Source organism: Proteus genomosp. 6 (genome assembly GCF_040139785.1).
Lineage (GTDB): Bacteria > Pseudomonadota > Gammaproteobacteria > Enterobacterales > Enterobacteriaceae > Proteus.
The window spans coordinates 63290-77855 of sequence record NZ_JBEEVJ010000011.1 but is presented as its reverse complement, the minus strand read 5'-3'; the positions used below and the strand labels follow the sequence as shown (position 1 = coordinate 77855).

Sequence of the window (14566 nt, the reverse complement as noted above, 5' to 3'; positions counted from 1 at the left end):
TTTTAATCAGTTAAAACAAATTGCTACTGGCCTTATTTTACCGTTGTTATTCAATAAGAACTAATTTAGCAAAATATAGGTAAACAGTAGCGTAGCTTAATTGTTTATATAGGGATAATTAAGTGAAAAATAAATTATTGATTATCAGTGAGTTATTTTGTTTGATGTTTTTTTAATCGCATAACTATTTTGTACAAATGCCTGTAACTATGATAAAACGCAATAGTTAGTTATAATTCTTAGATAATTATGCTTTCCAGTGATAGAATGCCAACCTTGTTTTTCTCTGCGTTGAACTCTTTTCAAAGAATAACAATCCAGTATGAAATTCACCGAGCTTTAACTCTGTCTTAAATAACGAAATTTTTGTAAAAAATTAGCCTAAATATAAAGGCGTAATAGAATAATTAGAGGTTTTTAGTGTCAACTGCAAACACACCTGACGATGGACAAAAACCGAGCCTGAATGCATTTAAACAGCCTCGCGCGTTTTATCTTATCTTCTCAATCGAGTTATGGGAACGTTTCGGCTATTACGGTCTTCAAGGGATCATGGCCGTTTACTTGGTTAAAATGCTGGGCATGGGTGAAGCGGAAGCTATCACTGTTTTTGCTGCATTTACCGCGTTGGTCTATGGTTTTGTTGCTATCGGTGGATGGCTTGGGGATAAAGTCCTTGGTACTAAAAGGGTTATTATTCTTGGTGCAATCGTACTGGCAATTGGTTATGCAATGGTGGCATTCTCTGATCACGATAAAGACGTGATTTATTGGGGACTTGCAACGATTGCAGTAGGTAATGGTTTATTTAAAGCTAACCCATCTTCATTATTAGCAACCTGTTATGAGAAAGACGATCCGCAATTAGACGGTGCATTTACCATGTACTACATGTCTATCAATGTGGGTTCTTTCTTCTCCATGTTAGCGACACCGTGGTTGGCGGCTAATTATGGTTGGGATGTTGCATTTGCACTGAGTGTTGTGGGTATGCTGATCACACTAGCAAACTTTGTTGTTTGTCGTGGTTGGATAAAAGATAAAGGTTCTAGACCTGACTTTGAACCGCTTAACTATTCAAAATTATTATTAACGCTGGTGGGTATTGTTGCACTGGTCGCTGTATCCACTTGGTTGCTACATAATAATGAAGTGGCAAGTTGGTCTTTAGCAATCATCTCATTAGGTATCATCCTGATTTTTGCGCGTGAAACGTTCATGATGAAGGGTGCGGCTCGCCGTAAGATGATTGTTGCATTCTTGCTGATGGTTGAAGCGGTTGTATTCTTCGTTCTTTACGATCAAATGCCAACTTCTTTAAACTTCTTCGCGATCCATAACGTTGAGCACTCAATCTTAGGTTTCAGCGTTGAACCTGAACAATTCCAATCACTTAATCCATTCTGGATCATGTTAGCAAGCCCGCTACTAGCGGCTGTATATAACTTTATGGGTGATAAACTACCTATGCCATATAAATTCACTGTGGGTATGTTCTTGAGTGCGACCGCATTCTTAGTTCTGCCATTAGGTGCTAGCATGGCAAATGAAGCAGGTATTGTGTCTTCATGGTGGTTGGTCGCAAGTTATGGTTTCCAAAGTATTGGTGAGCTGATGATTTCTGGCCTAGGTCTTGCGATGGTTGCTCAACTTGTACCACAGCGTTTAATGGGCTTTATTATGGGCGCTTGGTTCTTAACTTCGGCAGCCGCTGCAATTATTGCAGGTAAAGTTGCGAGTTTAATGGCAGTACCAGAAGACGTACAAAGTGCTCATGCTTCATTAGAAATTTATAGCAGTGTCTTCTTACAAATTGGTATTGTAACAGGTGTTATCGCGGTTCTAATGCTGATCACCGCACCGATGCTAAGTAAAATGACACAGTAATTTGTGCTCTTAAAAATAAAATTTTAAGAAAAAAATACCGCTCTGATTAAGGGCGGTATTGTATAAGGGGACTGGTAGAACGATTTTGTGATATTGATAAAGGCCTAACTGATCACTTTATCAATCTGCAATGCAACATCTTTTTCTCTTGTGGTGGGTTTTACAGCCGTCCAACCTTTATAAGCTAAAGGTAAGAAAGCGACTGCAATAGCTAATAATGATACGCCTGCAACATAATATGCACCTGCCATTGCAGTTTTTTCTAACCATATTCCTGTTAACATCGGCGTTAATCCACCGAATAAGGCATAAGCCATATTGTAAGCAAAAGACAAACCAGAAAAACGAATTGATGGTGGAAATGCTCTTGTGCTAACGATAGGTGTAGTTGCAATCGCCCCGACAAAAAAGCCCATCAAACCATAGTTAAACGCTAACTGAAAACCTGACATTGCTGCATCTAAACTGCCATAGAAATGGAATGCAGTAACAATCAAACCACCCCATGATAATGTCATTGACGCGCGTGTTCCTAATTTGTCACTAATCCAACCCCAGAATATGCAACCTAAGGTTAAGGTTAATGTTGCAACGCAGTTCGCTTCTAATGATGTCGTTCTATCAATTTTGTAGATCCCTTCAACAATGACACCGGGGGTCATCAAAATGGTGACAACAATAGCTGTTGATAAAGACCATGTTAATGCAGCAGTAATTAAGCACGCTTGCTTGTGATTTTTAATAACTGAAACCACAGGCATTTCTTGTGCTAAGGCTTTTTTTGCAGCCATCTCTTTAAAGATAGGTGTTTCTTGTAAGAAGCGACGTAAGTAGACAGAAATCAAACCGAATACGCCACCTAAAATAAACGGTATACGCCATGCAAAGTCATTTACTTCTTGGCTGGTATAGCTACGTTGAACGATAATTGCCACGATTGAACCTAATAAAATACCGCCTGTAATGCCTGAGGTTAATGTTCCTACACCTAAGCCATAACGTTGTTTTGGCGTGTGCTCTGCGATAAACACCCAAGCACCTGGCATTTCACCACCAATAGCCGCACCTTGCATAATGCGCATTAATAACAACAATAATGGTGCAGCAACACCAATACTGGCATAAGTTGGTAATAAACCAATAACTAATGTTGGTACAGCCATTAAGAAGATACTTAAGGTAAACATGCGTTTACGTCCAATAATATCTCCGTAGTGTGCCATAATAATGCCACCCAAAGGGCGGGCAAGGTAACCAGCAGCAAAAATACCTAATGTCTGCATTTGTGCAATAAAGGCGTTATCACCGGGAAAGAACAAGTGGCTCAATGTTTTCGTAAAGAATACGAAGATCACGAAATCATAGAACTCCAACGTTCCCCCTAGCGAGGATAAACCCAACGTTTTATAGTCGTTGCGGTTCAATGGTCTTGCCGTAGGTTGACTCAACGGCTGAGTGGAGTGTGATTGTGATGTCATAATTACAACCTATAATAATCATCGTGATAAAAAAATAATGCGTAATAAGATCACAAGTAAATTCTTTGAAAATTAACGAATAAAATAGGGTGAAAATAAATAACATCGAATGGTTATTTATAGGCTATTTATGCGAGAAAGAATAATGTTGTGATGATGGTTTAAGTTATAACAGGAAGCTCTTAATAATGTAAATAGATGAAATTAAAACAACGAAATGAACTTTATTATTATCATTTCTTGTGTTTTTATGTGGTTTAATTGTGGATACTTAATATTAAACTCTTATTTTATTTTCTTTGTTGATATATTGTAAAAATATTACAATGCTTATTAATAAGTGAAATTTCGATATTATCAAATAAAATAGATATTATATTGAATATATTTATTACGATTTAAATTATAAATTGAATAATAAATTCAGTCATAATTTAATTTATTATTTTTCGTTAATAAAGTAATTATTAGATAATTAAGAAAGTTATTCTCATCAATAATGAAAGATATGATCTGATAGAAAATAGATTACTAGAATATTCTGCTATATGTTAAAAATATTTTTGATAAACTTAAATTTCAAAAATATCAATGAAATTGAAATTCAATGCCAATAAATCTTGTGTGTATAATCATATTTTTGTGTTTTTATGCATTGTGTGATTTTTTTGAATTTTATTGTCGAATTAGAAATAAAAACAAAAATAAGCGTCAAAAAAGTGATTGTTGGTTATAATTACATCAGTAAGTCAAATTGAACTGTCGGAGGATTTATGGTCTCTATTTCAATGAGTGCTGTTCTTTTAGCTGCAATTATTTTGTTCGCATCACTTTCTATCGTTGCATTAGGTGGTGGTTTAGTACTAAAAGCCATGCTTAATGACGCCAATCAAAATGGCAGTTATCTATTAAGTGCCTCTGTTAAAAAGACTTTTATTACTTCATTGGTTATTGCATTGTTGCTTGTCTATTATTACCTATCAACAACGGCTTAATATTTGTTTGATTGATATAAAAAACGCCACTGCATTTTATTATCAGTGGCGTTAGTGTAATGAGAAAATGTCTTAAACTAAGAAGATAGTTGCTAAACCTAAGAAGATAAAGAAACCACCTGTATCCGTAATAGCGGTTATCATAACGCTTGAACCAATGGCAGGATCTTTACCGAATTTTATCATCGTCATTGGTATTAATACGCCCATAATGGCAGCCATTAACAGGTTGAGCACCATTGCCATTGTCATCACGGCACCCATTGCAAGGTCACCATAGAGAAGGAAGGTGACAATTCCCATGATCCCTCCCCACACAATACCATTGATAAAGGCAACACCAAGTTCTCTTAAAATTAAGAAAGAAAAGCTTCCAGTTTGAATTTGGTGTAGAGCTAATGCACGGACAATCATTGTGATAGTCTGATTACCTGTATTTCCCCCAATACCAGCAACAATTGGCATCAGTGTTGCTAAAGCGACTAATTGGGAAATGGTGTGTTCAAACACGCCAATAACACGAGAGGCAACGAAAGCAGTACATAAGTTGATAGCAAGCCAAGTCCAACGTGTTTTAACCGCTTGTCCGACTGGTGCAAAGACGTCTTCTTCTGGGCTCAAACCACCCATACGACGAAGATTGGTATCGCTCTCTTCATGCATGTTATCAACGATATCTTCAACAGTTAATCGCCCCATTAGAAGACCATTACTATCAACAACAGCCGCAGAAATTAAGTCGTAACGTTCGAACGCACCCGCCGCGTCTTCGCCTTTTTCTTCTGGCATAAAGCTCACGGTGTCTGTTTTCATTACATCAGAGACAAGCTTATCAGGAGATTGCGTCAAAACAGTGGTTAATGGAAGCTCGCCCAACAGATGATTTTTATTATCAATAACGAAAATTTTATCCGTTGCTTCAGGAATAGAACCCCGTTGGCGTAGATAGCGCTGTACCGTTTTTAACGTAACATTACCTCGCACAGTGACGAACTCAAAATCCATCATCTGGCCGACGCTGTCTTTTGGATATTGAAGAACTTCTCTTATTCTATTACGCAGACTTGGTTCTAAATAGGTAAGAAGTCGACGCATCGTATCGCGAGGTAAGTGCTCTGCGATGTACGCTTGCTCATCCACATGTAATGTGGCGACCGATCGTAATAATTCACGGTCAGTCATATCTTTAATTAAGCTGTCCCAAACGGCGACAGAAGCTTCGACTAAAACAGCACCACGTTCATTATTATCAACCAAATGCCACAATGCGAGACGTTCGTCATAGGGAAGGGCTTCAAGAATATCTGCAATATCTGCCGCGTGTAGATCTTGTAGTAATTCTCTAACAGTGGTGATTTTTTCATGAAGTTCATGGTGGCTCAGCCTATCATTTTCACTTGCTTCACCTAAAACGGTTTCAACAAAATGATCATCTTCGAGAAAGATGCTCAAAATTTGCTGACGCAGGTGTGCCACTTTTTGTGAATACGGATTGATGGCAGCCGCAGTATCATTGTTGATAGCTGGTTGAGACATGTTATTCCTTTTTAATTCTTACGAGGGAGATAACCATTGACACTAATTATTCCATTTTAGGATGATTATCGGTCTTCTCCGTATAAAAAATATGAATCTTGAACAATATTGCGTTGGTGATGTTCATATTATCGTCACAAATCAAACCTATGTTGTTATGTGATAGTTGTTGTATGATAGATGCAACAAAAGACGCATTGACTAGCGTCTTTTTCTGTATAATATCATATTGTTAAGCAGATTCCTCTTTTATATCCAGTTTCCACCCCGGAACTGACTGCCAATGTTCTTGTTCTTTTTCTAAATCCAATTCCATCAATGTGTTATCAGAAAGATAATTTGCAGGAAAATAAAGCGTCCAATGATTTTCATCTGTAACTAAACGCAAAGATGCAGGTTTTGTCGTCGATTGTCGCTGATTATTAAGTAAAGTTGCTAATCTTAGTATTTGTACGAGTGGAAAATACTGTTTCTTTTTATAAAGATTAAATTTAGGTAACTCATCTAACTTGATCCCCTTTCGGTGATAGCGAACGAGAGTTGTTAATAACAGTTGTTGCTCTTGATTAAAGCCAGGTAAATCAGTATTTGAAAGAATATAAGCAGAATGGCGATGTAATCCACTTAAATTAATACTTAATCCCACTTCATGTAACATAACAGCCCAAACTAAAATAGCCTCTAAATCAGGGCGAACTAGCTTAGGATTTTGCTGTGCCCACTGAGCGTAAAGAGATTGCATAGTTTCAAGAACACGTTTTGCTTGTTCTCTATCGATATTATAGTGTTCTGCAAGGCTTTTAGCTGTGCGCTGGCGGATATCTTGATGGCGAAATCTGCCTTCCATTTCATAAAGCACACCTTCACGTAATGCACCGTCAGATAGGTGTAGGGCTTTTAATCCTAATGAATCAAAAATACCACATAAAATCGCCAAACCTGGCACAAAAACATGTTTACGTTCATCGGATAAACCTGGAAGGGCGATATCTTTAAATTTCTTAAATCGTAAAACTTGTTTAGTGAGCATAAGTAGGCGTTCTGGAGTAATAACACCGTCTTTTTCACCAAACTCAACTAAGATCTCATGAGCCGCTTTAATTGTTCCTGATGCCCCTAAAGCCACATCCCAGCCAGTCATTTTGTATTGCCATGCAATTTTTTCCATTTTACGCGCTGCTTTTTCTCGTGCTTTACGAAAAGCAGATTCGCTAATTTTTTGTTCTGGGAAAAATTGACGACTAAAACTGACACAACCCATGCGTTGGCTTTCGATTAAAATTGGCTCAAAATTTTCACCAATAACCAATTCTGTTGAGCCACCACCGATATCGATAACGAGCTTTCGACCTTTTTCAGATTGAGTGTGCTCAACTCCCATAAAAATAAGTCGAGCTTCTTCATGCCCTGAAATAATTTCAATAGGATAAGGAATAACTTCTTTGGCTCGTTGAAGAAAGACTTTCGCATTAGTGGCGACACGCAAAGTGTGTGTTCCCACGACGGTGACATTTTCTGCGGGAAAACCCTGTAACCTTTCAGCAAAAAGGGAAAGGGCGGAGAGCCCACGTAACATAGCCTCTTCGCTTAATTCGTTATCATCATCAAGTCCATCAGCAAGATAAACTCGCTGTTTTAAACGACTTAAGACTTGTAATGCGCCATTAACAACACGCGCAATTATCATATGAAAACTATTAGAACCGAGGTCAATAGCCGCAATTTCTAAAGGACGTGGTGAAGAGTCATCTTGTGATAAAGGCATAAAATTACGCTCGTGAACCGGGTTGTTCTAACAATTTAATATACTCATAGACAGCAAGCTGGGAACGGATCTTACGTTTATTTCCACGAGGAACATAGCTATTTGTTAAATCTTTATCGATATAACGTGCTTTTACGGTGTCATTAAATTGAATATCCAGTATATCAAGAACGCGCTGTTTAAGTTGGGGATCAAGCAAAGCTACTGCAACTTCAATGCGATAATCAAGATTTCGCGTCATCCAATCGGCAGAGGAGAGAAAGATTTTTTCATCCCCTTTATTGGTGAAAACATAAACACGATCATGCTCTAAAAAGCGGTCAACAATACTGGTTACTTGAATGTTTTCACTAAATCCCGGCTGATTAGGCACTAAAGAACACATTCCTCGAACTAACAGTCGTACTTTTACGCCTGCTTCTGAAGCGTCATAAAGGCGATTAACTAATTCTTCATCAACTAAATTATTCACTTTTAATGTAATACCCGCAGGATGCCCTGCTTGTGCACTGTGAATTTCATTGGTGATTAATTGATTTAAAAGGGTGCGCGAGTTTTGTGGCGAAACCATTAAATGCTCAAAGGTGACAGGGCGATAAGGGTTTTCAATAAAGCTAAAAACGCGACGTACTTCATTGGTAATTTCAGTGTTAGCCGTTAATAGTGAATAGTCAGTATAAAGACGCGCTGTTTTTTCGTTAAAGTTCCCCGTACCGATATGAGCATAGCGAATGATTTCACCATTTTCTAAACGTGAAATGATAAATAACTTCGCGTGAATTTTTAAGCCCGGTGCAGAGAAAATAACGTGAACGCCCGCTTCAGTCAGGCGTTTTGCCCAGTGGATATTCGCTGCTTCATCAAAACGTGCTTGTAACTCAACAACTACCGTGACACGTTTGCCGTTATGCGCAGCGTGGATCATCGAATCAATAATTCGAGAGTCTTTAGCAACACGGTAAATATTGATTTTGATTGAGATAACACTTGGGTCAAAAGAGGCTTGGCGCAACAATTCCAACACATGCTCAAAGGTATGATAAGGATAATAGAGCAAAACATCACGCTCACGTATTGCATCAAAGCCATTACGGAAGTTATCAAACCAAATATGGCGTAAACGTGGAATAGGCTTATTTAATAGAAATTTACTACCCTCATTTGGGAAGTTAATAAAATCTTTAAAATTATGATAACGACCACCAGCAATGACGGAGTCATTGTTCGATAAACCTAATTTACTGCGCAGCAACGCCACCATTTCATCAGGCATATCGCGTTGATAAACAAAACGGACAGGCTCTGCGGTAAGGCGTTGTTTTAATGTTGATGACATCATTTCAAGTAAACTTGATTCCATTTCTGTTGCAAGATCGTATTCTGCATCTCGCGTCATTTTCATGGAATAAGCACTTAATGAGTCATAATCAAAGAAGCCTTTAAACACCTCATCAAGACAGTAGCGTAAAATATTATCCAATAAAATCATGGATTTTTTCTTACTACGCCCTTGGTCTGTCGGCAGAATAACAAAACGAGGTACTTTATCTGACGGAATTTCTAACAGGGCATAATGAATAATTTGCCCTTGCACAATTTCAACCGCTAAATAGGTGTAGTCATCTTTAAGAAACTCAACCAAGTCTGTTTCAGGATTAATTAAAATAGGCGTGATGTGTTTTCTTAAATTTTGACGAAAATATTGGCGTAACCAGATTTGTTGATTAGGCGAGATTTGGCGTTCATTAATTAAAAAGATTTGGTTTCGCGCCATTTCAAGTAACAAATCATTATATAAAGCATCAAACTCTTGGTCGGCTTTAGCTACTTTTGATTGAATTTTCTTTATAAGATGACGAGCATGGCTTGACGCAGAGCGTGAGCCACGTTCTTCATTAATCAAAATACGGCGTTTTACATCGGCAAAACGAACCTTGTAAAACTCATCAAGATTATTTGAATAGATCCCCAGAAACCTGACTCTTTCAATTAACGGGTTTCTTTTATCAGCCGCTTCTTGTAATACACGTTCATTAAACGCAAGCCAACTGATCTCTTTATCAATATAGAGTCGTTCCTGGGACATCTGAACTCCAACAAGGGTTAAAGTTAAAACTTAATATCTGAATAAATCAGACGTGTTGCTTAATAGTCGCACCCGGTTTAACAAAATTCTCGGGTTTTGCCTCTTTGGCTTTTTGTTCAAAATAAGGTGCTTGGAAAGTACACATTCTAATCGCAGAACGGTAGGCACCGTTAACAAAAAACTCATCTATTAAATCACCTTCTTTTTTAAAGCCAAGCTTTTCATAAATATGAATCGCTTTAGCATTCTCTTTATCGACGATTAAATAGAGTTTGTATAAATTAAGTACAGAAAATGCATAATCCATCGCAAGTTTCGCCGCGCGTGCAGCATATCCATGGCCTTGGTGCGCAGGAGCGATGATAATTTGGAATTCAGCACGACGGTGAACATAATCAATTTCAACCAACTCGACAAGTCCAACTTTAGTGCCGTCACTTTCGGCAATAAAACGGCGTTCACTTTGGTCGTGAATATGTTTTTCATAAAGGTCGCTTAACTCGATAAAAGCCTCATAAGGCTCTTCAAACCAATAGCGCATAACGCTGGCGTTATTATCAAGTTGATGGACAAAAGAGAGATCTTCTCGTTCGAGAGGACGTAATTTTATAGGTGGAACTTTCTTACCACCGGACATAAGCACCTCGGTGAATGCATTGAATAAAAAGAGAAAAGGGTGACATAAAAAAAGTCACGCGGGCTACAGTGTAGCACAATGTGACTTTTTATCTTAAACGAAATAGTCAATCAAGGTTGTCGAAAAGCGCAATATCATCGAGAACGGCTTGATTATTCTGCATTTTTAATCGCTCGTCAGCTAACCAACCGATCGCTAATGGATAAATACGATACTCTTCTGCTTGTATTCTTGTTTGTAATGATTGTTCAGTATCATCTGGTAAAACAGGAATGCGAGCTTGAATAATCATGGGACCACCATCAAGTTCTTCTGTAACAAAATGGACGGTAACGCCATGAAAAGAGTCTTTATTCGCTAAAACTTGGCGATGAGTGTGTAATCCGGGATATTTAGGAAGTAAAGAAGGATGAATATTTAATAATTTATGCTGATAATGAGTCACAAAATCAGGCGATAAAATACGCATAAAACCGGCTAAAACCACAATGTCGGGCTGATAAGCATCGATTTTTTCAATTAATGCTTTATCGTAATCAGCTCTGTCATTATATAGAGTTGGATCAACAAAATATGCTGGAATATCAGCAAGTTTTGCCCGTTCAAGACCATACGCATTAGCTTTATTACTTAAGACAGCAACCACATTACCCGTGATTTTATTTGCCCTACAGGCGTCAATAATCGCCTGTAGGTTGCTGCCGTTTCCTGAGATGAGGACGACAATATTTTTCATTCACATGTTTTCATTAGTTAATAATAACTTGTGCTTCACCCGCAGCTTGTGGCGCAATTTCACCAATTAACCATGCGTTTTCACCACACTCAGCAAGATGTGCTAATGTTTTTTCAACGTCATTTGGGTTAACGGCAATTAACAATCCAACACCACAGTTAAAGGTGCGATACATTTCATGTGTGCTGACTTGTCCCGCATCTTGTAACCATTTAAAAACCAGTGGCCATTCCCAGCTTTTACTATCAATACGCGCTTGCGTATTTTCAGGTAATACACGAGGAATATTTTCCCAGAATCCGCCACCTGTAATATGTGCCACAGCATGGATATCCACATTTTCAATTAATGAAAGTAGTGACTTTACATAAATACGAGTAGGGGCTAATAGGTGATCAGCTAATGATTTATTGCCTAAGGATGTGTTTTCAGCTTGTGTATTGCTGACTTCAAGAATTTTTCTGACTAATGAATAACCATTAGAATGAGGACCACTTGATGCTAAAGCGATTAGAGCATCGCCAGCTTTAACTTTGCTGCCATCGATAATTTCTGATTTTTCAACCACGCCGACACAAAAGCCTGCGATATCATAATCATTACCGTGATACATTCCTGGCATTTCAGCAGTTTCACCACCGACTAATGCACAACCAGATTGCTTACAACCTTCTGCAATACCTGTTACTACGCGTGCTGCGGTATCGACATCTAATTTTCCTGTGGCATAGTAGTCAAGGAAGAAAAGGGGTTCTGCACCTTGAACAATTAAATCGTTGACACACATTGCGACTAAATCAATCCCGATGTCATCATGGCGATTTAAATCCATCGCAAGGCGAAGTTTAGTTCCTACGCCATCTGTGCCTGAAACTAAAATAGGTTCGCGGTATTTAGATGGAATTGCACAAAGTGCGCCAAAGCCACCTAAACCCCCCATAACTTCAGGACGGCGGGTTTCTTTTACTACACCTTTGATACGATCGACTAAAGCATTACCTGCATCAATATCGACACCGGCATCTTTATAGCTGAGAGAGGATTTGTTAGTCACGTAGAGCCCTCACGGCAAGTTGCTGTTAAGAAAAAATGTGTGCGGGCGCTATTCTAACAGGCAAAGCAAACGTTTGCGAGGATCTTCTTTATAGGTCACAATTATTCATGTTGGTGTGGTTAAAAGCTGTGCGCTTGATCAATATCAATAGAAAAACGATGGAATGTTGGCAAAAAAGCGGTATAATCTCGCGATTTTTTTGTCAGGCTGCGTCGTACATTAGGAGAAATTATGAAGATCGTTGAGGTAAAACACCCACTCATTCAACATAAATTGGGGCTGATGCGAGATCATGATATAAGCACTAAACGCTTTCGTGAACTGGCTTCAGAAGTTTCCAGTCTACTGACGTATGAAGCTACCGCCGATTTAGAAACAGAGACGGTAACAATAGAAGGTTGGTGTGGTTCGGTAGAGATAGAACAGATTAAAGGAAAAAAAATCACAGTAGTTCCTATCCTCCGTGCAGGTATCGGGATGATGGACGGAGTATTAGAAAATATTCCTAGTGCCCGAATCAGTGTAGTTGGCGTTTACCGCGATGAAGAAACATTAAAACCTGTCCCTTACTTCCAGAAATTAGCATCCAATATTGAAGAGCGTATGGCTCTTGTTGTTGACCCTATGTTAGCAACAGGCGGCTCTATGATTGCCACAATTGATTTATTAAAAAATGCGGGTTGTACTTCAATTAAAGTATTAGTACTGGTTGCTGCTCCAGAAGGTATTAAGGCATTAGAAGAAGCTCATCCAGATGTGGAATTATATACTGCATCTATTGATAGCCATCTTAATGAGCACGGGTACATCGTTCCAGGTCTTGGCGATGCTGGTGATAAGATATTTGGTACAAAATAATAATTAAGCCGACTTTGATAGTCGGCTTTTTTTTGAACCTAATTATCTTGTTCTATAGTTAGAAATATACAAACCAATTTCACATTCATATTAAAGAGAGGTCGTAAGCATGACTCGTCGTGCAATCGGGGTAGAAGAGCGCCCACCATTATTACAAACAATCCCGTTGAGTCTTCAGCATCTGTTTGCAATGTTTGGCGCCACCGTACTTGTGCCAATTTTATTTAAAGTTAATCCGGCAACAATATTATTATTTAACGGGATCGGAACCCTGCTTTATCTCTTTATTTGTAAAGGACGCATTCCTGCTTATTTAGGTTCAAGTTTTGCGTTTATCTCACCTGTGCTTTTGTTGTTACCTTTAGGGTATGAATTAGCACTTGGGGGATTCATCGTCTGTGGTGTGTTATTTTGTATCGTTGCTGGTATTGTCAAAATAGCAGGGCGAGGCTGGATTAATGTGATGTTCCCGCCTGCGGCAATGGGCGCAATCGTTGCCGTCATCGGGCTTGAATTAGCAGGAACCGCTGCGGGAATGGCAGGATTATTACCAAGTGCAGATGCACCAGTTGATAGTCAGACACTGCTTATTTCTATGGTGACTTTAGGTGTGACTATCTTAGGCTCTGTGATGTTTAGAGGATTCCTTGCTATTATTCCTATTCTTATTGGGGTATTAGCAGGTTATGCACTCTCTTTCTTCTTGGGCGTTGTTGATATTACACCAATTAAAGAAGCTAACTGGTTTGCACTACCGACATTCTATTCACCGCGTTTTGAATGGAGTGCTATTTTTATTATTCTACCTGCCGCATTAGTTGTTATTGCTGAGCACGTTGGGCACCTTGTTGTTACAGCAAATATTGTACAACGCGATTTAATGAAAAACCCAGGTTTACATCGTTCTATGTTCGCAAACGGTTTCTCTACCATTATTTCGGGTTTCTTTGGTTCAACACCTAATACCACTTATGGTGAAAACATTGGTGTTATGGCTATCACTAAGGTTTACAGCTCATGGGTTATTGGTGGTGCGGCAATTCTCGCTATCTTATTATCTTGTGTCGGTAAACTGGCTGCGGCTATCGCTGCTGTACCTGTTCCTGTTATGGGTGGGGTTTCATTACTGCTTTACGGTGTTATTGGTGCATCAGGTATTCGTGTCTTGTTAGATTCAAAAGTGGATTATAATAAACCGCAAAACTTGATATTAACTGCCATTATTCTGATTGTCGGTGTGAGTGGTGCTTCCATTCAAATTGGTGCTGCTGAATTAAAAGGCATGGCATTAGCAACCATCGTGGGTATTGTTTTAAGCTTGATCTTTAAATTAGTGAGTGTTGTTCGCCCTGAAACAGAATTAGTAGATAACACCATTGAATCGGTTAGTGGTACAGCAAACAAAAAGTAATCGATTAAGTAAATCTAAAGCAATATGCTGAAATTAATAAAAAAGGTGGATGATCTCCACCTTTTTTATTGTGTTTTATTTTTATGTCATATTAAAAACTAAGATTTTTGATGTTTTAAGTAT

At 38.5% G+C, this 14566-nt stretch carries 11 protein-coding genes; 4 read left to right on the top strand and 7 right to left on the bottom strand.

The genetic code is table 11. The features are described 5' to 3' along the window. Positions 1-420 precede the first annotated feature (420 nt). Positions 421-1887 (top strand): dipeptide/tripeptide permease DtpA, encoded by a 1467-nt coding sequence (gene dtpA / locus ABN212_RS14100; RefSeq protein ID WP_109374225.1) that lies wholly within the window; start codon positions 421-423, stop codon positions 1885-1887. Between the two features lie 104 nt (positions 1888-1991). On the opposite strand, the gene ABN212_RS14095 is transcribed toward dtpA, so the two are convergent. Further along, positions 1992-3365: an MFS transporter gene (locus ABN212_RS14095; RefSeq protein WP_109373667.1), complete on the bottom strand. Its 1374-nt coding sequence runs from the start codon at positions 3363-3365 to the stop codon at positions 1992-1994. Between the two features lie 773 nt (positions 3366-4138). Between ABN212_RS14095 and ABN212_RS14090 the strand changes: the two genes are divergently transcribed. Further along, on the top strand, positions 4139-4360 hold the full coding sequence (locus tag ABN212_RS14090) for a hypothetical protein (RefSeq protein WP_198619849.1): 222 nt from the start codon (positions 4139-4141) through the stop codon (positions 4358-4360). Positions 4361-4432: 72 nt separating this feature from the next. On the opposite strand, the gene mgtE is transcribed toward ABN212_RS14090, so the two are convergent. The 6 genes from mgtE to purM form a co-directional block, all read right to left on the bottom strand. Next, positions 4433-5896 carry a magnesium transporter gene (gene mgtE, locus ABN212_RS14085; protein ID WP_109373665.1) on the bottom strand — a complete coding sequence of 488 codons (1464 nt, stop codon included), beginning with the start codon at positions 5894-5896 and terminating at the stop codon, positions 4433-4435. Positions 5897-6128: 232 nt separating this feature from the next. Further along, entirely contained in the window at positions 6129-7661 is a 1533-nt protein-coding gene (gene ppx / locus ABN212_RS14080) for an exopolyphosphatase (protein WP_196532479.1), read from the bottom strand. Positions 7662-7665: 4 nt separating this feature from the next. Further along, positions 7666-9747: a polyphosphate kinase 1 gene (gene ppk1 / locus ABN212_RS14075; RefSeq protein ID WP_196532480.1), complete on the bottom strand. Its 2082-nt coding sequence runs from the start codon at positions 9745-9747 to the stop codon at positions 7666-7668. 46 nt (positions 9748-9793) lie between these two features. Further along, complete coding sequence (speG, locus tag ABN212_RS14070) at positions 9794-10384, bottom strand: spermidine N1-acetyltransferase (protein ID WP_088495291.1); 591 nt, start codon at positions 10382-10384, stop codon at positions 9794-9796. A 106-nt stretch (positions 10385-10490) separates the two neighbouring features. Beyond that, positions 10491-11120, bottom strand: a complete 630-nt coding sequence (gene purN / locus ABN212_RS14065) for a phosphoribosylglycinamide formyltransferase (RefSeq protein ID WP_198619851.1) — start codon at positions 11118-11120, stop codon at positions 10491-10493. Between the two features lie 13 nt (positions 11121-11133). Further along, positions 11134-12174 carry a phosphoribosylformylglycinamidine cyclo-ligase gene (gene purM, locus ABN212_RS14060; protein ID WP_349443324.1) on the bottom strand — a complete coding sequence of 347 codons (1041 nt, stop codon included), beginning with the start codon at positions 12172-12174 and terminating at the stop codon, positions 11134-11136. A gap of 231 nt (positions 12175-12405) precedes the next feature. On the opposite strand from purM, the gene upp reads away from it, so the two are divergent. Further along, complete coding sequence (gene upp / locus ABN212_RS14055; RefSeq protein WP_023581896.1) at positions 12406-13032, top strand: uracil phosphoribosyltransferase; 627 nt, start codon at positions 12406-12408, stop codon at positions 13030-13032. Between the two features lie 109 nt (positions 13033-13141). Continuing rightward, positions 13142-14443 (top strand): uracil permease, encoded by a 1302-nt coding sequence (uraA, locus tag ABN212_RS14050; protein ID WP_109373660.1) that lies wholly within the window; start codon positions 13142-13144, stop codon positions 14441-14443. Positions 14444-14566: the final 123 nt, after the last annotated feature.